The sequence below is a fragment of the Nocardiopsis sp. N85 genome (assembly GCF_028882275.1).
Taxonomy (GTDB): Bacteria; Actinomycetota; Actinomycetes; order Streptosporangiales; family Streptosporangiaceae; genus Nocardiopsis; species Nocardiopsis lambiniae.
Genome location: NZ_JARBUT010000024.1, coordinates 21251 through 42781, shown reverse-complemented (window position 1 = coordinate 42781; position 21531 = coordinate 21251). Strand labels below are relative to the sequence as shown.

At 73.0% G+C, this 21531-nt stretch carries 14 protein-coding genes; 8 read left to right on the top strand and 6 right to left on the bottom strand.

The window, feature by feature from the left end; all coding sequences use genetic code 11:
- Positions 1 to 3 precede the first annotated feature (3 nt).
- On the top strand, positions 4 to 1188 hold the full coding sequence (locus PWG71_RS25125) for a vWA domain-containing protein (protein WP_274812473.1): 1185 nt from the start codon (positions 4 to 6) through the stop codon (positions 1186 to 1188).
- Here the strand turns inward: PWG71_RS25125 and PWG71_RS25120 are convergent.
- Entirely contained in the window at positions 1178 to 3958 is a 2781-nt protein-coding gene (locus tag PWG71_RS25120) for a glycoside hydrolase family 3 protein (RefSeq protein WP_274812472.1), read from the bottom strand. The genes PWG71_RS25125 and PWG71_RS25120 overlap by 11 nt on opposite strands.
- Before the next feature lie 195 nt (positions 3959 to 4153).
- On the opposite strand from PWG71_RS25120, the gene PWG71_RS25115 reads away from it, so the two are divergent.
- Genes PWG71_RS25115 through PWG71_RS25105 form a run of 3 tightly spaced genes read left to right on the top strand, consistent with a single transcriptional unit; the run spans position 4154 to position 7708 of the window.
- Positions 4154 to 5809, top strand: coding sequence for an extracellular solute-binding protein (locus PWG71_RS25115; RefSeq protein WP_274812471.1), 1656 nt, complete (start codon positions 4154 to 4156; stop codon positions 5807 to 5809).
- Complete coding sequence (locus PWG71_RS25110; protein ID WP_274812470.1) at positions 5802 to 6800, top strand: ABC transporter permease; 999 nt, start codon at positions 5802 to 5804, stop codon at positions 6798 to 6800. Before PWG71_RS25115 ends, PWG71_RS25110 begins: the two co-directional genes overlap by 8 nt.
- Entirely contained in the window at positions 6797 to 7708 is a 912-nt protein-coding gene (locus tag PWG71_RS25105) for a carbohydrate ABC transporter permease (protein WP_274812469.1), read from the top strand. The genes PWG71_RS25110 and PWG71_RS25105 overlap by 4 nt, the downstream gene beginning before the upstream one ends.
- Here PWG71_RS25105 and PWG71_RS25100 read toward each other — a convergent pair.
- From PWG71_RS25100 to PWG71_RS25090, 3 genes are all read right to left on the bottom strand, one after another.
- Positions 7648 to 8007, bottom strand: a complete 360-nt coding sequence (locus PWG71_RS25100) for a type II toxin-antitoxin system Phd/YefM family antitoxin (RefSeq protein WP_274812468.1) — start codon at positions 8005 to 8007, stop codon at positions 7648 to 7650. The genes PWG71_RS25105 and PWG71_RS25100 overlap by 61 nt on opposite strands.
- 102 nt (positions 8008 to 8109) lie before the next feature.
- A complete protein-coding gene (locus PWG71_RS25095) occupies positions 8110 to 10842 on the bottom strand; it encodes a cellulose binding domain-containing protein (RefSeq protein WP_274812467.1) in 2733 nt (910 codons plus the stop codon).
- A gap of 115 nt (positions 10843 to 10957) precedes the next feature.
- Positions 10958 to 13201 (bottom strand): glycosyl hydrolase family 95 catalytic domain-containing protein, encoded by a 2244-nt coding sequence (locus tag PWG71_RS25090; protein WP_274812466.1) that lies wholly within the window; start codon positions 13199 to 13201, stop codon positions 10958 to 10960.
- Positions 13202 to 13285: 84 nt separating this feature from the next.
- Between PWG71_RS25090 and PWG71_RS25085 the strand changes: the two genes are divergently transcribed.
- The 3 genes from PWG71_RS25085 (at position 13286) to PWG71_RS25075 (ending at position 17457) form a co-directional block, all read left to right on the top strand.
- Complete coding sequence (locus PWG71_RS25085) at positions 13286 to 15319, top strand: beta-galactosidase (RefSeq protein ID WP_274812465.1); 2034 nt, start codon at positions 13286 to 13288, stop codon at positions 15317 to 15319.
- Positions 15320 to 15365: 46 nt separating this feature from the next.
- Positions 15366 to 16523, top strand: coding sequence for a xylose isomerase (gene xylA / locus PWG71_RS25080; protein WP_274812464.1), 1158 nt, complete (start codon positions 15366 to 15368; stop codon positions 16521 to 16523).
- A gap of 496 nt (positions 16524 to 17019) precedes the next feature.
- Positions 17020 to 17457: a hypothetical protein gene (locus PWG71_RS25075; protein WP_274812463.1), complete on the top strand. Its 438-nt coding sequence runs from the start codon at positions 17020 to 17022 to the stop codon at positions 17455 to 17457.
- 277 nt (positions 17458 to 17734) lie between these two features.
- On the opposite strand, the gene PWG71_RS25070 is transcribed toward PWG71_RS25075, so the two are convergent.
- Both PWG71_RS25070 and PWG71_RS25065 read right to left on the bottom strand, forming a co-directional pair.
- Positions 17735 to 19726 (bottom strand): glycoside hydrolase family 31 protein, encoded by a 1992-nt coding sequence (locus PWG71_RS25070; protein ID WP_274812462.1) that lies wholly within the window; start codon positions 19724 to 19726, stop codon positions 17735 to 17737.
- Positions 19727 to 19861: 135 nt separating this feature from the next.
- Complete coding sequence (locus tag PWG71_RS25065; RefSeq protein ID WP_274812538.1) at positions 19862 to 20854, bottom strand: LacI family DNA-binding transcriptional regulator; 993 nt, start codon at positions 20852 to 20854, stop codon at positions 19862 to 19864.
- A 318-nt stretch (positions 20855 to 21172) separates the two neighbouring features.
- On the opposite strand from PWG71_RS25065, the gene PWG71_RS25060 reads away from it, so the two are divergent.
- Positions 21173 to 21523 carry a hypothetical protein gene (locus PWG71_RS25060; RefSeq protein ID WP_274812461.1) on the top strand — a complete coding sequence of 117 codons (351 nt, stop codon included), beginning with the start codon at positions 21173 to 21175 and terminating at the stop codon, positions 21521 to 21523.
- Positions 21524 to 21531: the final 8 nt, after the last annotated feature.

Sequence of the window (21531 nt, the reverse complement as noted above, 5' to 3'; positions counted from 1 at the left end):
CCGGTGGGCGAGGAAGAGGTGGTCCGGCTGGACCGGACCAAACTGCTGGCGGCCCGCTACCGGGCCGCCCAGGCCCGCCCCTACCTGGCGTCCGCGCTGTACTCGCTGTCCGTCGTGGAGACCCGTCGGGTGCCCACCATGGGCGTGGACCGCCGGTGGCGGTGCTACGTGTCGCCGGACTTCGTGGCGCGCACCCCCGTCCCGGAGCTGTCGGGTGTGTGGGTCCACGAGGTGTCCCACCTGCTGCGCGACCACCACGGGCGGAGCGACCGGCTGCCCGCCGCCGAGCAGCGCGACCACCTGCGGGTCAACGTGGCCCAGGACTGCGAGATCAACGACGACCTCCTCGCCGACGGGCTGGACCTGCCCGAGGGGACGATGAGCCCGAAGCGGTTCGACATGCCGGACGGGCTGATGTTCGAGGCGTACCTGCGGATGCTGCCCGAGGAGGTGAGGACCCTCGACTGCGGGTCGGGGGCGCACGGCGCGGCCCGCCCCTGGGAGGAGTCGGGCGACGCCCGCGGAGGGGTCGGCGACGTGGAGGCCGAGGCGCTGCGCCGGTCCACCGCCGAGGCGATGCGCTCCCACGTGCGCTCCCGGGGGACCCTGCCGGAGGGCTGGAAGCGGTGGGCCGAGGAGATCCTCCAGCCCACCGTGGACTGGCGCCGGGTACTGGCGGGGGCGGTGCGCGAGGCGCTCGCCTGGGCCGGGGGCGCGGTGGACTACACCTACTCCCGTCCCTCCCGGCGCAGCGGGGCGCTGCGCGGGGTGGTCCTGCCGAGCCTGCGCCGCCCGCTGCCCCGGGTGGCGGTGGTGGTGGACACCTCCGGGTCCATGGGCCAGGACGACCTGGCGGCGGCGCTGGCCGAGATCTCCGGCGTGCTCAAGGAGGTGGGCGTGGGCAAGGAGCGGGTGTCCGTGCTGGCCTGCGACGCCGACGTGCACGCGGCCCGCCGGGTGACCTCCGCCGACCAGGTGGAGCTGCTGGGCGGCGGAGGCACCGACATGCGGGTCGGCATCGAGGCGGCGCTGCGCGCCCCGCAACGCCCGCAGGTGGTCATCGTGCTCACCGACGGGGAAACGCCGTGGCCGTCCGAGCCCGCCTCGGCCCGGGTGGTCGCGGCCCTGATCGGGGAGACCCCGCCGGAGCCCCCCTCCTGGATCGAGACGGTGCGCGTCACCCGGTGAGGGTGACGGCGGCGACGGCGGCCCCCGGGGTGTCGCAGACCAGGTAGAGGTCGCGGACCCCGACGGCGACGAGGGCGTCGGCCTCGACCTCCGCGAAGTCGTGGGGGTCGTCGCCCTTCGGGACGCGCAGGACCGCCAGGGTCGGACCCGAGTACGGGTCGTCGAGCACCGCCCGCAGCACGGCGGGCCGGTCCGCGTTGGCGAGGACCCGGCAACCGGTCACCCCGGTGCCGAGGTCCACGTCGCGGAACCGGATCCACGCGCCCTCGTCCACGGCGCGCACCGCGTCGCCGCGTTCGGGGGTCAGCGGGCACAGGGCGGTGCCGCGGGTCTCCTCGTATCCGGCGGCCGACCAGGTGCCGCGGCGGACCGCGGGCGACTCGCCGGGGACGTCGAGCGGGGCGGTTCCCCGGATGTCCGCGGCGGAGCGGCCCACCAGGACCTCGCGGGGGGCGTCCTCCACGATGGGCCGGTCGTCGACGGTGTCCCAGCGGGCCAGGTCGGCGACGGCGAAGTCCACCTCGGCGGTGGCGGTCTCCCCCGGCTCCAGGCGCAGGCGGGCGAACCCGCGCAGCGCCTTCAGCGGCACCCGCACCCGGGACGCGGCCTGGCGCGTGTAGATCTGCACGACCTCCTCCAGCGGCCGATCCCCGGGGTTGGTGACGGGCACGGTCACCGTCACCCGGTCGCCGGTGACCGTGACCTCCGGATCGCCGTAGACGGGTTCGGCGTAGCCCAGGCCGTGGCCGAACGGGTACAGCGGATCGCCCTCGAAGTACAGGTAGGTGCCGCCGGAGCCGATGATGTCGTAGTCGAGGAGGTCGGGCAGGTCGCCGGCGGAGCGGTACCAGGTCTGGGTGAGCCGTCCGACGGGCTCCGTGTCCCCGAACAGCACGTCGGCGAGGGCCCGGCCGTACTCCTGGCCGCCGTGCGCCGACCACAGGATCGCGGGGACGTGCTCGGCGGCCCAGGTGATCGCGAACGGGTACCCGCTGCTCACCACCAGCACGGTGGCGGGGTTGGCCGAGCGCACCATGCGGATCAGGTTCCGCTGCGCGGCGGGGAGTTCGAGGTCGGCGCGGTCCTCGGTCTCGCGCCCGTTGACCATGGGGTGGTCGCCCACGACCACCACGGCGACGTCGGCGGTGGCGGCCAGCCGGGCCGCTTCGAGCGACCCGGAGGAGACCCGGTCGATCCAGAACGGGCAGGCGTCCGCCGCGTCCTCGACCAGGGACAGCGTCCCGTCGCCGCGCACGCCGACGTACCGGCCGGTGTGGATCTGGACCAGGTGGTAGGGGCCCTCGGAGCCGCCGGCCTCCGTGACCTCCTCCAGGCGGAAGGTCTGGCGCACCTCCCAGGTGCCGGGTCCGGGGGCGGTGCAGGCCAGTGTCCCGTCGGGCGCCTCGTCGAGGTGCAGCCCGGTGCGGTCGGAGCGCAGGGTCAGCGCCCCGCCGCCCCAGTCCAGGACCGCGAACGCGTCCCCGTCGCCCTTCCCGAGCCGCAGCGGCCCCCTCTCCTCGGGTTCGATCACCGACATGACCAGGGACGACAGCCGGATCCGGTCGACGCCCTCGTGGTGGACGACCTCGACGCGTTCGGTGATGCCCCCGCGCGCGGTGACGGTGTAGGGCGGGGTGCCGCTGTACCAGTCCGTCAGGACGGTGTCGGAGAGCGGACCGATGACGGCGACCCGGCGCACGTCGCGCAGCGGCAGCAGACCGTCCTCGTTGCGGAGCAGCACCAGGGAGCGGGCGGCCGACTCCCGGGCCAGGGCGCGGTGCTCCGGGGTGTCCAGGGCGCCCTCGGGGACGGGGTCGGGATCGAACTCGCCCAACCGCAACCGCACCGAGAGCGCGTGCCGGACCGCCCGTTCGACGTCGGCCTCGGTGAGCAGTCCGCGCCGCAGCGCCTCCCGCAGGTGTTCGAGGGTCTCCTCGGGACGGTCGTCGTCCTGGGTGAAGGAGTCCAGTCCGGCCCGCAGCGCGTGGGCGTACGCCGTGGGCCCGTCGGGGTGGAACACCTGGAGCTCGAAGAGGTTGCCGGGGGCCATGGCGTCGCTGACCAGGAGCAGTTCGTCGGGGGCGGCGGTGCGCAGGACCTCGTCGATGAGCGGGCTCAGGTGGGCGGGCCGCCCGTTGACCAGGTTGTAGGAGGGCATGACCGCGACGGCCGCGCCCTCGCGCAGGGCGGGCAGGAAGGCGGGCAGCTCGTACTCGTACAGCACGCGGGGCGGCAGGCCGCTGGAGGTGGTGCACCGGTCGGTCTCGTTGTTGTAGCCGAGGAAGTGCTTGAGCGTGGGGGCGGTGCGCAGCCGGGGACCGTCTCCGGCCAGCCCCCGGGCGTAGGCGGTGGCGAGCAGCCCGGTGAGCCACGGGTCCTCCGACCATCCCTCCTCGTTGCGGCCCCAGCGGGGGTCGCGCAGCGGGTTGACCACGGGAGCCCACACGTTGCGGCCGGCGCCCCGGTCGCGGGCGGCCAGCACCTCGTCGGCGACGGCCGCGCCGACCCGCCGCACCAGGTCGGGGTCCCAGGTCGCGGCCAACCCCAGGGCCTGGGGGAAGACGGTCGCGGTGCCCAGCCAGGCGAGCCCGTGCAGGGCCTCGGTACCGGTGCGGAACCCGGCCAGACCGAGCCGTGGGACGGGTGCCTGGTACTGGTGGAGCAGGCCGAGCCGCTCCTCGCCGGTGAGCGCGGCCACCAGGGCCTCCAAGCGTTCGCGGTCCGACCGGGAAGGGTCGTGGTGGGGGTGGTCGGTGACCGGGTTGCTCATGGGGCGTCCGTCTCTCATGGGTGTCAATGTCCGCCGAAATCGAAACGCTTCGACTTCGTTCGCCGCCGAGCCCTTGTGCGCCACATCACAGTGGGCTAACTTGCTTTTTCAAACGGCCGAATAATTCATAGCAAAATGGCCGCTCGTTTCCTACCCCCCCGGGACTCCGGTCCGATCGCACGAAGGAACGACGCTATGTCCCTCCACCCTCCACGCCCCACCCGACGCCGTTTCCTCGGGCTCGCCGGCGCCGGTACCCTCGCCGCGCTCTCCCCGGCCGTCCTGGCCTCCTGCTCCTCCGACGGCGGTGGAGCGGGCGGGGGCTCCGCCTCCGAGGCCGGATCCCTCGACTCACTGATCCCCACCCACATCCCCTTCGAGGGCGTCGTCCCCGACATCGAGGGACTGCACGGCGCCCCCGACGGGTTCACCTCCTACCCCACCGATTTCATCCAGGCCGTCCAAGAGCCGCCCGGCCGGGGCGGGAGCTACACGGCGATGACCCCGCTGTGGGGGCCGCTCCCGCCCGGCCTGGGGAACAACTCCTTCTTCGACCACGTCAACGAGCGCCTGGGCGCCACCGTGGAGTTCAACTTCCAGGACGGCAACACCGTCATCGACAAGATGAACGCGATCATCGCCGGACGCGACGTCGCCGACCTCACGATGTTCCCCGACTGGGTCATCAACCTCATCCCCCAGTTCAACCGCGCCGTCGGCGAGCTGTTCGAGGACCTGACCCCGCACCTGGCCGGGGACGCGGCGGCCGCCTATCCGCTGCTCGCCAACCTCGACGGCGACGCCTGGCGCTGGAACGTCTTCAACGAGCGGCTCCAGGGCGTCCCCTGGCCCGCCGAGCCGTTCGGCAACTGGGTGCTGTACCGGCGCGACCTGTTGGAGGAGTTGGGCCTGGAGGCGCCCACCGACCCGGACGACCTGTTCGCGATCGGGGAGGAGATCAACGACCCCGACAACGACCGGTGGGCGTTCGGGGACTTCAACCTCAGCATGCGGCAGATCTTCGGGGCGCCCAAGCAATGGCGCTACCGGAACGGCGAGCTCATCCACATGTTCGAGACCGACGAGTGGCGGGCGAGCGTGGAGTTCATGCGCAAGATCTTCGACGCCGGCCTGGTCCACCCCGACATCGTCGCCAAGGGCGACAACGCCAAGGAACTGTTCAACTCCGGCCGCATCCTGTTCAACCAGGACGGCATCGGCGCCTGGCACGAGTCGTACGGGCAGATGCTCGGGGACGACCCCGACTTCCGCGTGGACCTGATGCCGGTGTTCGGGGCGGGCGGGTCCGACCCCGTCATGCACCGCGGCGACCCCTCCGCGCAGTCGGTCTTCGTCCGCAAGGGCCTGGAGCCCGAGCAGATCGAGGAGGTGCTGGGCATCCTGAACTTCTGCGCGGCGCCCTTCGGCACCCGCGAGTACATGGACTACCGGTACGGCGCCGAGGGCGTCCACCACGAACTCGACGACAACGGCGCCCCGCAGCTCACCGACCTGGGCGCGGGCGAGGTCAACGACGGCTACTACTTCATCAGCGGCCGACCGCCCGCCATCACCGAGAGCCAGTATCCGGACTTCGTGCCGTGGAAGACCGCCTGGTACAACCACGCGGCGCGGTTCTCCGAGGAGGACCCGTTCGCGGGCATCCGCATCCAGCGGCCCGAGCGCTTCGCCGGGGCCGAGACGCCGCTCACCGACAAGGTCGAGGACGTCATCCGCGGCCGGGAGGACCTGGACGCGCTGGACCGGGCCGTCGCGGACTGGCGGCGCGACGGCGGCGACGAGGGGCGCGACTTCTACCTCGGCGTGCTCCAGGAGCACGGCCGTGACTGAGCGGGCCACCGCGGTGGCCCCCGCCCCGGACCGGCCCTCCCCTCCCGCCCGGCGGCGGGGGACGGGCCGCCCCGGGCGGGGGGCCTCCCTGCGGGCCCGGTGGCGGCGCGACCGTTCGCTGCTGCTGATGACGGTGCCCGCGATCGGGCTGCTCGCGGTGTTCCACTACGTCCCCACGCTCGGCAACGTCATCGCGTTCCAGCAGTACAACCCGTGGGACGGGGTCGTCGGCAGTCCCTGGGTGGGCCTCTACCAGTTCGAGCGGCTGTTCACCGACCCCAGGTTCTGGAACGCGGTGGGCAACACCCTGGTCATCGCCTCCGTCCAGCTGGTGTTCTTCTTCCCGGTGCCGATCGCGCTGGCGATCCTGCTGGACAGCGTGCTGAGCCGCCGGATGCGGCTGGTGCTCCAGAGCATCGTGTACATGCCGCACTTCTTCTCGTGGGTGCTGGTGGTGACCCTGTTCCAGCAGATCCTGGGCGGGGCCGGGCTGATCTCGCAGTCCCTGCGGGGCGCCGGGTACGCGCCGCTGGACATGATGACCAACCCCGACGCGTTCCTGATGGTCGTCACCTCCCAGATGGTCTGGAAGGACGCCGGGTGGGGCACGATCATCTTCCTGGCCGCCCTGGCCGCCATCGACCAGAACCTCTACGAGTCGGCGGCCGTGGACGGGGCGGGGCGGTGGCGGCGGATGTGGCACATCACCCTGCCGGGGCTGCGGCCGGTGATCGTGCTGCTGCTCATCCTCAAGCTCGGGGACATCCTCAACGTCGGGTTCGAGCAGTTCTACCTGCAACGGGACGCCTTCGGATCGGGGGTCTCGGAGGTCCTGGACACGTACGTCTACCACCAGACCCTGGTCACGGGGAACTTCAGCGCGGGCGCGGCGGCGGGCCTGATCAAGGGCGTCGTCGGACTCGTGCTGATCCTGATCGCCAACAAGATGGCCCACCTGATGGGCGAACACGGGGTGTACCGACGCTCATGAGCACACTGTTCGAGAGCCGCCCGGTCTGGGCGGAACGGCCGTCGCTGCCGGCCCGCGCCGCGAAGAACACCGTCCTGGCGGTGGTCACGGTCGTCATCCTGTTGCCGATCTACGTCGTGGTCCTCACCAGCCTGTCGCCCGCGTCGGCGGTCAACGCGGCGGGCGGCCTGGTCGTGGTCCCGGGCGGGATCTCGTTCCGGGCCTACGCCGACCTGTTCTCGGGGGGCGTGGTGACCCGGGCCGTCCTGGTGAGCCTGGGCGTCACCGCCGTGGGCACCCTGGTGAGCCTGACCGCGACGATCCTGGCCGCCTACGGGCTGTCCCGGCCGGGGTCCCTGCTGCACCGGCCCCTGCTGTTCGCCGTGCTGCTGACGTTCCTGTTCGCGCCGGGCATGATCCCGCTGTACCTGCTGGTCAGCGACCTGGGGCTGATCGACTCGTACGCGTCGCTGATCCTGCCGACGGCGGTGAACGCCTTCAACCTGGTGGTGATGCGGGCGTTCTTCATGAACCTGCCCGGAGAGATCGCCGACAGCGCCCGGATCGACGGGGCCGGGGAGTGGACGATCCTCACCCGTCTGGTGCTGCCGATGTCCAAGGGGGTCACGGCGGTGGTGGGGCTGTTCTACGCGGTGGGCTACTGGAACGCCTTCTTCAACGCGATCCTGTACATCAACGACAACGCCAAGTGGCCGCTCCAGCTGATCCTGCGCCAGTACGTGCAGCAGGGCCAGCAGATCAGTTCGAACTCGCTGATCGGGAACGCGGTCCAGGGCACCGCCTCGGCGCCGAACCTGGCGGTGCAGATGGCGATCGTGGTGGTGGCGCTGGTGCCGGTCACGATCATCTACCCACTGGTGCAGAAGCACTTCACCAAGGGCGTCATCATCGGCGCCGTCAAGGGCTGACGCGCCCGGGGTCCCGCTCCCCACACGCCTCGCCGGGTCCACGGTCCATCTCCTCCGAGGGGATGGACCGTTCGCGTCCCCCGCCGCCCGGCCTCGTCCGCGAGGCGGTGAAGCCGGGCGTCCTCGGCCGCCTCCTCGACGGCGGGCAGGCGCCGGTACCCGTCCGCGTCGATGAGGACGGCCACGCACCCGCCCCGCCGTGTGATGAGGGTCGGCGTGCGATCGCGGCACGCGCGATCGATCGCGGCGGCGAGGTGGCGACGCACCTCGGTGACGGTCTCCGTCACCGGCTCGCGCATGACACCCGTTGTACCGGAGACATGCCCGTGGCGAGAGGGAGAAGGGCACCCTCGCGCGGCGGTCCCGGTCGGCCCCCACCGGCCGACCGGGACCGCCGTCGATCAGTCGCAGGCCGACCCGTTGAGGGTCAGGGCCTCCGGCGTCCCGGGCTCGCCGTCCACGAGCCCGTTGAAGCCGACCGTGACCGACGACCCTGGGGCGACGCGGGCGTTCCATCCGGAGTCGGAGACGACCACGGACGCCCCGTCCTGGCGGTGGGTGGCGTTCCACAGGCTGGTGATCTCCTCACCGGCGGTGAAGTCCCAGGCCAGGTCCCAGCCGTTCACCTCCTCCGACCCGGTGTTGGTGACGGTGACGCGGGCCTGGAAGCCGCTCGGCCAGGTGTTGGTCACCGTGTAGTCCCAGGTGCAGTCGGCGGTGCCGGGACCCTCGGTGGGGCCTTCGGTCGGGCCCTCCGTGGGGCCCTCGGTGGGCTGCTCCGTGGGGCCCTCGGTCGGTTCCTCGGTGGGCCCGGTGCCCGGTCCGCCGTCGGTGAGGTCGCCGTAGACGATCCCGCGCCCGTTGGTGCCGATGTAGACCCGGCCGTACACGTTGGGGTCGCCCGTGATCACGGCGCCGGTCCAGGCCCACTGGTGACGGTCGTCGTTGATCCGCACCCAGGTCCCACCGGCGTCGTCGGAGCGGAAGATCCCGCGCACGCCGTCGATCCTGGAGCTGGTGTACACCGCCGGGTAGTCCGCGCCCGGCGCGGGAGCGCCGAAGCCCACCGCGTCGCCCTCGTCGACGGCCGCGAGGGCCTCGAAGGTCTCCCCGGCGTCGGTCGTGCGCCACATCCCGTAGTGGTCGCCGGTACCGCCGGCCACCCACACGTCGCCGGCGTGCCCCGGCACCGCGCCGAACCGGATGTCGCCCTCGGCGGGCAGGCCGTCGAACCGGGCCTGGAACGTGGCCCCGCCGTCCGTGCTGGTGTGGAACGTGCCGTCGGCGACCGCGTAGAACACGTCCGGGTCGACCCGGTCGGCCTCCACCCGCGCCCCCGCCGGGACGCCCGTGGCCGCGCTCCACGACGACCCCAGGGTGGTGGAGACGTGCACACCGGTGCCGTCGGGGCTCCAGACGATCCGGGAGCCGTCGGCGTTGACCGCGACGGTGCCGCCGCCGGTCACCCCGCCGGGCTCCTGCCCGGCCCACCAGGAGTCGCCGCCGCTCGTGGAGATCCCGATGGCGGCCTCCTCGCCGTCGCCGCCGGTCCGGACGATCGTCGCGGGCGCCAGCTCGGCGAAGTCGATCGAGGTGCCGTGTCCCCACGAGGGCTGCTGGAACACCCGGTCCGGGACCGTGCCCAGGTCCTCGTGGGTGAACCCGCCCAGGTCGAGGAGGGCCGAGTGCAGGGGCGCGCCCTCGGGCGGGCTGATGAGGTCGTTGACGGCGGTCTCCTCGATGCCGTGCGCCTTCACCTCGATGTCGAAGGTCGTGTCGGAGTCCCAGTTCGTCAGCTCGTCGCTGCCGTACACCGTGGCGCCGGTGCCGTAGAGGAACCGGTCGGAGTCGAACGGGTCGATGGCCATCGCCTGGGTCATCCAGCCGAGCTTGGGCTGCGTCTCGGGCGCGGTGCCCGGACTCCCCCAGTCCAGCCAGGGGGCGGTGGAGATGTCCATCTCGTAGCGGGTGACCCGCTCCGGGTAGGAACCCCAGTCCCACGCCTTCGTCCAGGTCTCCCCCCGGTCGGTGCTGCGGAAGATCTGGATGTCGGGCCACCAGGAGATCTGGGTGGCGACCATGAGGGTGTCCGGGTCCTGCCGGTCGATCGTCAACCCGCCATAGCCGAAGTAGGCGTCCTCGCCCGTGGCCGGGCTGACGTCGGTCCACTCACCGGTGGCCGTGTCCAGCCGCCAGACCTCGCCGGCGCCGCCGTCGTAGGGCCCGGGGGAGTCGGTGGTGGCCAGGTAGAGCCGGTCCCCCTCATGGTCCAGGACGCCGTGGGCGGGCAGGTACCCGGTGGGCGCGTCGGGGACGGGCTCCCAGGTGGCCCCGCCATCGGTGCTGCGATAGAGGGGGTCGTCGAGGTCGGCGACGCCCGCGTAGATCTCCTGGGTGGGCGAGCCGGGGGTCCCGGTGTCGGGGTCGAAGGTCACCCAGGTGACGCCGATGACGTCGTCGAGCAGCCCCCACTCGTCGTCGGGGTCCTCCACGTAGTCGCCGGGGTTGGGGAACGCGGTGACCTCGGCCCAGGTGGCCCCGAAGTCGGTGCTGCGCCACAGGCCGTGGCCGCCCCGGGCCCCGAAGTACACGATCGAGTTGTCGTTGGGGTCCACGGCCATGCGTTCGCCCAGGCCGCGGCCGGGCATGTTGCCGCCGAGCTTGAACGGCAGCTCGGCGACGTCCCAGGTCTCCCCCCGATCGTCGGAGCGCAGGATCGCCCCGTTGTTCGGGTCCCAGTCGTTGGTGTAGGTGCCGACGGCCGCGTAGACGCGGTCGGGGTCGACGGGGTCGGTGGCGAGGGAGACCACGCCGGTCCACCCCCACCGGTCCCAGTCGACCCAGTCGAGCAGGGGGGTCCAGCGTTCGGTGGCGGGGTCCAGCCGGTAGGCGCCGCCGATGTCGGTGCGGGCGTAGACCAGGTCGGGTTCGGTCTGGTTGAAGACGATGCCGGGGACGAAGCCGCCACCGGCGATGCGGACGTTGTCCCAGGTGTAGGTGTCCTGGGCGGCGGCCGGGGCGGTGGCGAGGGCCACCGCGCCGACGGCGGTGAGGGAGGCGGTGGTGGCCAGGGCGGCGATCATCGCCAGCGGCGTTCTCGATCGCCCGGCACGGGGTCGGTGGACGGAGGGCATGTGGGTGCTCCTCGGAAATCGGGGGGTCACACTCCGCGCCGGGGAATCCGGGGTCCGGCGCGGAGTGTCAATTCCCGATCAGTGTGGATACCGTCCGGGGGCCCGGCAAGGGGGGTCACGGGAACTTTTTCGAAGCGCTTCGACTCCGGGCATGGAGAAAACTATGAAATCGCAGCGAAATGGCCTGCCGGGGATCGCACTCCACCCGGCTCCGGGTCCCGTCCGGGAGCGCGACGAGAACGGTCCGGGGTTCCACCGACCGCAGTCGGACGTGCGCCCGCCCCCGTTCCCACTCCAGGGAGTCGACGATGACGCCGCCCCGGCCGCGCAGCCCCTCCACCCGCCCCTCGGTCCAGGTGTCCGGCAGCGCGGGCAGCAGGTCGATCCGTCCCTCGGTCGAACCGAGCAGCATGGCCGCGACGACGGCGGGCAGCCCGCCGCCGATGTCGACGTTGAACAGCTCCCCCCGGTTGTGGGTGGGGGTCAGGGTGGGCCGCCAGTAGCGGGTGGCCAGCATCCCCAGCGCGGTGTGCGCCTCCGACGCCATCCCCAGCCGGGCCGCCGCCAGTCCGAGCTGGACCAGACCGAACGCCATCTCGTCGGAGTCCTCGCCCCGCCACCAGTCCAGGCGGGCCCGTACCGCGCGCCGAGCGGCCTCCCGGGCGCGGAGCGGGGCCAGCGCCGGATCGGGCTCGTACCAGAACGGGTACAGGTGGGAGGCGTGCCGGTGGCCGTGCCGTTCGGTCTGGGCGAGCGGTCCGGCCGGGCCCGCCCATTCGGCGAGCACGCCCTGCGGCGTGATCCGGTAGCCGGGCACGCGGGCGGCCAGGGCCGCCCACCGGCGACCGCCCGACAGGCCCAGGAGGCGGTGCGTCCGCATCAGGTTCCGGCACAGGTCGCGGACGACGGCGATGTCCATCGTGGCGTTGACGGCGGCCTGGCCGTCCCCGTCTGCGGGGGTGTTCTCCGGCGAGTACGACGGGAGGAACCCCTCCTCGGTGAGGAAGTCCTCGTGGAACTCGGCGGCCTCGGTGAGGAACGGCAGCGCCCGACGGCGCAGGAAGTCCCGATCGCGGGTGTGGGCGTAGTGGTCCCAGTACAGCCGCCCCGCCCAGGCGGCCCCGGCCGTCCAGCAGGTCAGGCACCACTCCGGGCCGAAGTGCTGCTGGCGTCCCGAGGTGGAGGCGTGCGCGGGCACCAGTGTCCCCCGGCAGCCGTACAGGCGGCGGGCGTTCTCGCGCAGGTCGTCGCGCATGCCCTCCAGGAGGTCGAACACCGGGGTCATGAGCTCGGGGGTGCCGGTGGTGTGCAGGGCCGCCACCGCCGAGAAGAGGTTGCCGTCGAACGTGTACCCGGACCGCCAGGGCGGGTCGTAGGTACCGCTCCACACCCCTTGGAGGGTGGGCGGCAGGTCCCCGCAGCTCGACACGATGACGTACCGGCCGGCGTCCACCAGGCGGGCCAGGTGCGCGGGCGTCGTCCCCTGGGCGGGCGGCCCGGCCAGATCGATCCGGAACCGGTCCATGAGATCGCCGTGCACGGGCCGATGCCGCTCCAGGATCTCCGCGAACCCCCGGGGCGCGGTCCCGGCGGGCGGCCCAGGGGTCCCCGCGCCCCCGGGGCCGTCCACGGTGATCCGGGCGACGATCTCCAGCCGTTCCACACCGCGCAGCGCCAGACCGTCGGCCATCGGTCGGACGGCGCCGCCCGACGCGGTCAGGGCGCACTCCACCGTGTACCCCCTCAGGGCGCCGGGCGGTCTCCCGGGGAAGGTGACGCGCATCCGCAGCCGGCCGGGGGCGATGTCGGTGTCGACCGCGACGGGGATCGGGGGGGTCTCCTCCAGCGGGGTGAGGCGCAGCGTTCCGTCCAGGCCCGAGGGCGAGGCCAGCTCCACCGCCACCACGTCGTCGGGCCGGGAGGCCACCGCGCGGTGCGCGGTCCCGTCGGGGAGGGTCTCCGAGACCAGGCCGGTCCCCGGGTCGCACGCGCGCAGCGGGGGACCCGCGCCGGGCCGCAGGGGCGCGAACGTCAGCACGGCGGCGCCCACCAGCGGATCGATCCACCGGGTCCGGGCGTAGCCGGGGTGCTCGTCCGCCGCGAACCGCGCGATGCGCTCGGCGGCGTCCCGGGAGCGCCCCCGTCGCAGCAGGTCCCGGAGTTCGGGGAGGATCCGCGCGGTCTCCGGGGCGGGCAGGGCCTCGGAGACCGGCAGGAAGAGGCGTTCGTGGCACAGGGTGAGGGCGACCCGGGCGGCGGTGGAGTGGACCAGCGCCCCCACCCGGCCGCCCCCGGTGACCAGGGCGTCCTCCCAGGAGGTGACGGGGTGGCGGGTGCGGACGCGGTGAGCGTGGGGCATGTCGTTCCCGGGGGTGGGGGGTGTCGTGCGGGAGGGGTTCCTCGCCATACTTCGTTCGTCCGACCAACATAAGGAGTCCCCCCCATGGCCGCCCAGACCCCGCCGTCCGTCCCGATCCTTCGGCCGCTGTGGTTCGGCGGGGATCACAACCCCGAGCAGTGGCCCGAGGAGACGGCCGTCGAGGACGTCGACCTCATGCGCCGGGCGGGAGTCACCCTGGTCACCGTCGGGGTGTTCGCCTGGTCGCGTCTGGAGCCCCGCGAGGGCGAGTACGACTTCGTGTGGCTGGACCGGGTCCTGGACCGGTTGCACGGCGCGGGCATCCGGGTGGCGCTGGCCACCCCCACCGCCTCGCCGCCCCCGTGGTTCTCGCTGGCCCACCCCGACGCCCTGCCCGTGAACGCCGACGGGACCCGGCTCACCCACGGCAGCCGCGACACCTACGACGTGTGCGCCCCCGCCTACCGGCGGGCCTCGGTGCGGATCGTGAGCGCGCTCGCCGAACGCTACGCCCACCATCCGGCGCTGGCGATGTGGCACGTGCACAACGAGTACGGGACGTGGACCTACTCCGAGCACGGAGCGCGCGCCTTCCGCGACTGGCTGCGCCGCCGTCACGACACCCTGGACGCGCTCAACCGGGCGTGGACCACCGAGTTCTGGGGGCAGCGGTACACCGAGTGGGAGCAGGTGCTGCCGCCTCGGGCCACGCAGTACCTGGCCAACCCGGCGCACGTGCTGGACTTCCGGCGGTTCCTGTCGGACGAGATGCTCGATCACTTCCTGGACCAGCGCGACGTGCTGCGGGCCGCCTCACCGGACGTCCCCGTGACCACCAACCTGGCGTTCGGCGACTGGGTGCCGGTGGACCCGTGGCGGTGGGCCGAGCACGTGGACCTGGTGTCGGTGGACGACTACCCCGATCGGTCCGGGGAGGCCGGGGACGAGCAGACGGCGTTCGCCGGCGACCTGGCCCGGTCGTGGGCGGACCGGGTGCGCGGTGACGGCCGCCCGTGGCTGTTGATGGAGCAGGCGGCCGGGGTGGTCTACTCGGGCGGGATCATCCGGCCCAAGGCGCCGGGCGAGATCGCCCGGCACAGTCTGGCGCACATCGCCCGGGGGTCGCGGGGGGCGATGTTCTTCCAGTGGCGGGCCTCCCGGGGCGGCGCGGAGCAGTGGCACTCGGGGATGGTGCCGCACGCCGGCCCGGACTCGCGGATCTTCCGGGAGGTGTGCGAGCTCGGCGACGTGCTGGGACGCATCTCCGAGACGGTGGGCTCGGACGTGGTCGCCGACGCCGCCGTCACCTGGGACCCGGAGAGCTGGTGGGCGATGGACGCCACCACGCTGCCGTCGAAGCGGGTGGACTACCTGGAGGCGGTGCGCCAGACGCACCGGGTGTTGTGGCGGTCGGGGCGCACGGTGGACTTCGTGCGCCCCGACCGGGAGCTGCCCCGGGTCCCGCTGCTGGTGGTGCCGTCGCTGTACCTGGTGTCGGAGCGCGACGCCGAACGGCTGGCGCGCTACACCGAGAACGGCGGCACGCTGGTGGTCACGTACCTGAGCGGGATCGCCGACCCCACGGGCACGGTGAGCACCGGCGGGTATCCCGGGATGCTGCGCGACCTGCTCGGTGTGCGGGTGGAGGAGCACCACCCGATGGCGGAGGGCGAGAAGGCCGGGGTGGACGTGGGGATGGTGCGCGAGGAGGTGACCGTGTGGAGCGAACACGTGCACCTGGCGGGCGCCGAGACGGTGGCGGCCTACGCCGGCGGCCCCCTGGACGGGTCGCCCGCCGTGACCCGGCGGCGGTACGGGGCCGGTGAGGCCTGGTACGTGTCCGCGCACCTGAACGACCGGGGGCTGGGCCGGGTGTTCACCGAGGCCGCCGGAGAGGGCCCGTTCCCCGAGGAGGGACTGGACGTGGTGCGCCGGGTGGGGCCGCAGGGGGCCTGGGTGTTCCTCACCAACCACGGGCACCGGTCGCTGCGGATCGACCCGGCGCGGCTGGGCCTCGGTCCGGACGCCGTGGACCTGGTGTCGAAGACGCCCGCCGACGGCCTGCTCCTGCCCGGAGGGGGCGTGGCGGTGCTGCGCGGACACCCCGTTGACAATTAGTTGTGAGTCTAGACAAACTGAGGGTCCCTATCCCAGGAGGCTCTCCATGACCGCGTACCGACCGACACCGGACGACAGGTTCACGTTCGGGCTGTGGACCGTGGGCTGGCGCGGCGTCAACACCTTCGGTGACGCCGTGCGGCCCCCGCTCGACCCCGTCGAGGCCGTCCACCGGCTCTCCGAACTCGGCGCGCACGGCATCACGTTCCACGACGACGACCTGGTACCCCACGGCAGCACGACCTCCCAGCGCGAGGAGATCCTCAAGCGGTTCCGGGGCGCCCTGGACGAGACCGGGCTGGCCGTGCCCATGGTCACCACCAACCTGTTCACCCACCCGGTGTTCCGCGACGGCGGGTTCACCTCCAACAGCCGCGACGTGCGCCGGCACGCCCTCCGCAAGGTCGTCCGCAACATCGACCTGGCGGCGTCCTTCGGCGCCACCACCTACGTGTGCTGGGGCGGACAGGACGGTGCCGAGACCGAGGCGGGCAAGGACGACGCCGCCGCGCTGGACCGGCTGCGCGAGGCGTTCGACATCCTCTGCGGGTACGTCCGCGACCAGGGCTACGACCTGCGGTTCGCCATCGAGCCCAAGCCCAACGAGCCGCGCGGCGACGTGCTGTTGCCGACCGTGGGGCACGCGCTGGCGTTCATCCACTCGTTGGAGCACCCCGAGATGGTGGGGGTCAACCCGGAGGTCGGCCACGAGCAGATGGCCGGGCTCAACTTCGCGCACGGGGTCGCCCAGGCCCTGTGGGCGGGCAAGCTGTTCCACATCGACCTCAACGGTCAGCGCGGGGTGAAGTACGACCAGGACCTGCGGTTCGGCGCGGGCGACGTCAAGGAGGCGTTCTTCCTGGTCGACCTGTTGGAGAGCGCGGGGTACGCCGGACCGCTCCACTTCGACTTCAAGCCGCCGCGCACCGAGGACATGAGCGGGGTGTGGGAGTCGGCGTCCGCCTGCATGCGCAACTACCTCATCCTCAAGGGGAAGGCCGCGGCGTTCCGCGCCGACCCCGAGGTCCAGGAGGCGCTGCGGGCGTCGCGGGTGCCGGAGCTGTCGGTGCCCACGCTGGGCACCGGCGAGGGCCTGGCCGAGCTGCTGGCGGAGGACTTCGACGAGGCGGCGGTCGGCGAGCGCGGCTACCACTTCGAGCGGCTGGACCAGCTGGCCCTGGAGCACCTGCTGGGCGTGCGCTGATCGGGGCGCGGACCCCGGGAGCGGCGACGGCCCCGCCGAGCGCGGAGCGGATCCGACGGGTCCTCGCGGTACCCGGTCGACCGGACGGGTCCGAGCGGACGCCCGGCCGGGGTTCCCCGGTCGGGCGTTTCGCGTGTCCGTCCGTCGGGCCCGTGCGCGCCGTGTCCCGGATCGGACGGCCCCCGAGCGGACGAGGCGGTGCCCTCGGGGCCCACCCGCCCCTTGCGGACCGGGAAGCGCGCCCGCGATCGTGATCCGGCCGTCCGGTTCCGGCGGGAAACGGGTGAGGGGCTCCTCCGAGGAGCCCCTCACCCGCGGCGCGTGCCGCCGCGTGCCCGCCGGGGCGCCCGTACCCGGCACCGGCCCGGCGGGGGGCGGACCCGATTCTTCGGCGCCGACCTGCGCGAACCGCCCTCCGGTGCGCCGAACACGTGTAACACCCCTCCGTGCGGCTATGTCGTAAGGAAGACACCTCCCCAGCGCAGAGGAACATGACGTGAACGCACGCACCAGGCCCGGCAGCGTTACCGCCGTCTTCGTCCTGCTCATCCTGATCACCGCCTACCAGCTCATCGCCGGCGGCCTCGCCTTCGCCGGCGGAGTCGCCACCGAGACCGTGGACGCCGTCCCGCCCACGCCGGGGATCCCCACCTGGGCCGTGTTCACGGCCGCCACGATCGCCCTGGTGTACGGCATCGCGTCCCTGGTCCTGGCGGTGCTGGTCGGCAGGGGCCGGCCCGCCGCGCGACCGGCGGCCCTGGGTGTCAACGCCGTCTACGGCGTGGTCATCCTGGCCCTGGTGTTCACGCCCGTCGCGGGCGTCCCCGAACTCGTCACCGCCGCGTTCGCGTTCACCGTGGTCGCGCTGCTCTACTCCACGAGCGCCAAGGCCCACTTCGGCGAAACCTCCGTGGCCCCGGGCCCCGTCGCCTGAGCGGCCGAGGAGCGCCTGCCGGGCGTGCGGTGGGCGGGGCGCGGACCCCGGAAACGGCGACGGCCCCGCCGAGCGTGACGCTCGGCGGGGCCGCCCCCGTATGGCGGGCCGGTACGGCGGTCGCCTCTCGGCGCGGTGCACAACACGGCTCCATGACCACCCGCAAGGGCGCGGTATTCCGTGAAGGCTTCGAGTGGAGCCCGGGGGACACTTGCTACCGCACCGTCCCGCATGGTGTGCAACGAGGGACCCCCGGGGGATATTCCGGGGGCGGCGGTCACACCGTGATCGGCACCTCGGAGCCCGCCCGCACCAGCACCGGGACCCGGTCCAACGGGGCCTCCAGGGTGATGAGGGAGCCGCCCGGATGCGTCTCCCCGGTCCACGGATCGGTCCAGTCCGCCCCCTCCGGCAGGTACACCTCGCGGGACCGGGCCCCGTACTCGGTGACCGGGGCGACCAGCACGTCGGGGCCGAACAGGAACGCGTCGCCCGACTCCCACGCGCGCGGGTCCTCGGGGAAGTCCACGAACAGCGGCCGCATCGGCGGCAGCCCCCGCTCGTGGGCGACCCGCATCTGCTCCATGACGTAGGGCCGCAGCCGCTCCCGCAGGAACAGCAGCTCCCGCAGCAGCCCGTAGACCTCCTCGCCGTAGGACCACACCTCGTTCGGTCCGCCGGTCATGGACGGGTACAGGGCGTGGGAGAACGGCTCCCGATAGCCGTGCAGCCGCAGCAGGGGGCAGAACACCCCGTACTGGAACCACCGCACCAGCAGCTCGCGGTACTCCGGGGAGGCCTGGTCACCGCCGTGGAAGCCCCCGACGTCGGTGGTCCACCAGGGGATCCCCGACATCGCCACGTTGAGCCCGGCCCGGATCTGCGCCCGGAACGAGGCGAAGGTCGGCGCGATGTCCCCCGACCACAGGGCCGCCCCGTAGCGCTGGGAACCCGCCCACGCCGACCGGCACAGGGTGATGACCTCCTCTTCTCCGGCGGCGAGCATCCCCTCGTGGAAGGCGCGCGCGTTCTCGCGCGGGTAGAGGTTGCCGACCTCGTTCCCGGGGCCGACGTGGTAGCGCAGGTTCCCCGGGTGTCCGGGCTTGAGCTCGGGTTCGCAGGCGTCCAGCCACCACACCCGGATCCCCAGGGAGTGGTAGTTCTCCCTGATCCTGTCCCACACGTAGGCGCGGGCCTCCGGTTTGGTGGGGTCGTAGAACGACACCTGGACGTGGGCGTCCACGCCCTTGTCCGCCCAGTCGGCGTGCACCGGCGGCCCCTGCTCGGTGGCGACGAGGTGACCGGCCGCCAGCATGGGCGCGTAGTTCTCGCTGAGCGGACTCACCGACGGCCACACCGACACCATCAGTTCCACGCCCATCTCCCGAAGCTCCTTCACCATGCCCTCGGGATCGGGCCACTCCGCCGGGTCGAACCGCCAGTCCCCCAGGTGGGTCCAGTGGAAGAAGTCGGCGACGATGACCGACAGCGGCAGCCCCCGGTCGCGGTACTCGCGGGCGACCGCCATCAGCTCGTCCTGGGTGCGGTAGCGCAGCTTGCACTGCCAGAACCCGGAGGCGAACTCCGGCAGCATCGGGGCGTGCCCGGTGGCGTCGGCGTAGCGCTCCAGGATGGTCGCCGGTTCCGGTCCGGCGACGATCCAGTAGTCGATCTGGCGGGCGCTGTCGGCCGCCCACCGGGTGCCGTTGGCGGCGAACTCCACCCGGCCGATCGCCGGGCTGTTCCACAGCAGCCCGTAGCCGCGCGAGGAGACCGCGAACGGCACGGTCACCTCGGCGTTGCGCTGTACCAGGTCCACGACCGCGCCCTTGTGGTCGAACAGGCCGTGGGTGTGCTGGCCCAGGCCGTACAGGCGCTCGCCGTCGTAGGCGCGGAACCGCTGCTCGATCCGGTAGAAGCCGTTGCCGGTGGAGGTGTACACCCGGGAGCCCGGCCACCAGAAGTGGGCGCGCTCCTCGGCGAGCAGTTCCTCCCCGGGGCCCTCCTCTTCGACGCGCAGGAACCGGAGCAGCCCGGTCGCGTCGATCTCGGCCGCGATCGCGCCGTTGACCAGCAGGGCCCGGTCCCCGTCCAGGACGAGGCGGGCGCCGGCCCCGGTGTCGGGGGGCGCGTCGAGCGCCCCGGGGAGGTCCTCGCTCAGAGTGGACAGTCCGGCCTGGACGCGCAGACCGTCCGCGCCCCAGGCCCGAACACGGACGACCTGGTGGCCGCCCCGCCACTCGACTCCGTCCTCGATCTCGTTGAACACGCTCTGTCCTTCCGGTCGGGGGGTGGGATCGCGCGGGAGGCGCGATCACGATCGGTGGGTGCGGGGGCACCGGTTCGTCGAAGCGCTTCGACGGCGGGCGCGACGGGCCGGTCACGGCTCCGCGCCCCGTGGGGGTCAGTCCGGTCGAACGGGCGGCGCGGTGCTCTCGGCGAGGATGATCCTCGGTTCCAGGAGGGTCACCTCCGGATGCTCGGGACCGTCGATGCGGTCCATGAGCAGGGCCACCGCGCGGGCGCCCAGTTCCTCCGCGGGCAGTTCCACCCGGGTCAGCTCCGCGACCCCGGGCGGCAGCGACCCCAGGGCGACCACGGACGTCTCCGGCGGTGTCCGGCCGTGGTCGGCGAGGGCGTCCAGCAAAGGGGCGAGGGAGGGTTCGTTGTGGACGATGAGGCCGGTGAGGTCGGGGCGGTCCCGGACCAGTTCGGCCGCCAGGGTCCGGGCGGCGGCCGGGTCGCAGGGGTGGGAGGTGGCCCGCACGCCGCGTTCGCGGGCGGCGGCCTCGAACCCGGCCAGGGTGCGCTCGGCGAAGCCGGTGCGCCGTTCGTAGACCGACGCCGGTTGTCCGACGAACGCGATGTCGCGGTGCCCCAGGTCGGCCAGGTGGTGCACGCAGGCGGCACCGGCCGCGGCGAAGTCGAGGTCGACGCAGGTCAGCGCCTCGGTGTCGGCGGGGACGCCGATGAGCACGGAGGGCAGGTCCAGGGAGCGCAGCACGGGGACGCGGGCGTCCTCGGTCTCGACGTCCATGACGATGACCCCGTCCACCATGGCGCTGCCGGCGACCCGGTGCAGTCCGGCCGGCCCCTCCCCCTGGGTGAGCAGGAGGACGTCGTGGTCGTGGGCACGGGCCGCGGTGACCACCGAGACCGCGAACCGCATCGCGACGGGGACGTGCACGTCCTCGCGCAGGGGGACGACGAGCGCCAGCACGTTGCTGCGCCGGCTGGCCAGGGAGCGGGCGCCCGCGTGCGGCCGGTAGCCGAGTGCGTCGATGCTGTCGAGCACCCGGCGGCGGGTGGTGTCGGAGATCGAGCGTTTCCCGCTGAGGACGTAGGAGACCGTACTGGGCGACACACCGGCGTGCCGAGCCACATCGGAGATCCGCACCGTGCCGTCCCGTTCATTGTCGAAGCGATTCGATGAGATGTTACGCACGACACCACCCTGGCGCAATGCCCGTGCCCGGCACCAGAGTGGACCCGCCGCCATCCGAAACCGGAACGCGGAACGGGACGTCTACCGGGATAGGGGGACGCCGGTGGACCCGACCCCCGTGAAGACCGCCGCACCCCCGCCCCCGGAAGGAACACCCGTGGTCTCGACAGCCGTGGACCCGCCCCTCCTCATGGGCACCGCCCTCCCCCCGTTCCCGGGCGGGGCGGCGCCGATCACCGACTCCACCGCACCGAACGGAGGAACGTCCCGATGATCGTCTCCCATCTGTCACCTCTCGTGGCGTCCGTCCCCACCCTGCTGTTCATCGTCCTGCGCATCGTGCTGGGCGTCGTGGCGATGGCCTCGTCCGGCCGGGTCGCCCCGACCCGACGAACGTCGGCCGTGCTCGGGGGCGCCCTGGTGGCGCTCTCGGGGTTGGGCGACGGCGTACTGCACGTGCTCAACGTCACCGGCGCGCTGTTCCCGCTCGTCCACTCGCCCCTGCACTCGGTGCTGTTCGCCGTGCCGGGGCTGATCCTGGCCGCGGGCGTCATCGCCCTGGTCGTGGCCGCGACCCCGGCGCCGGACCCGCACCGACCGCAGCAGACCCCCCGACACTAGGAGAGCCC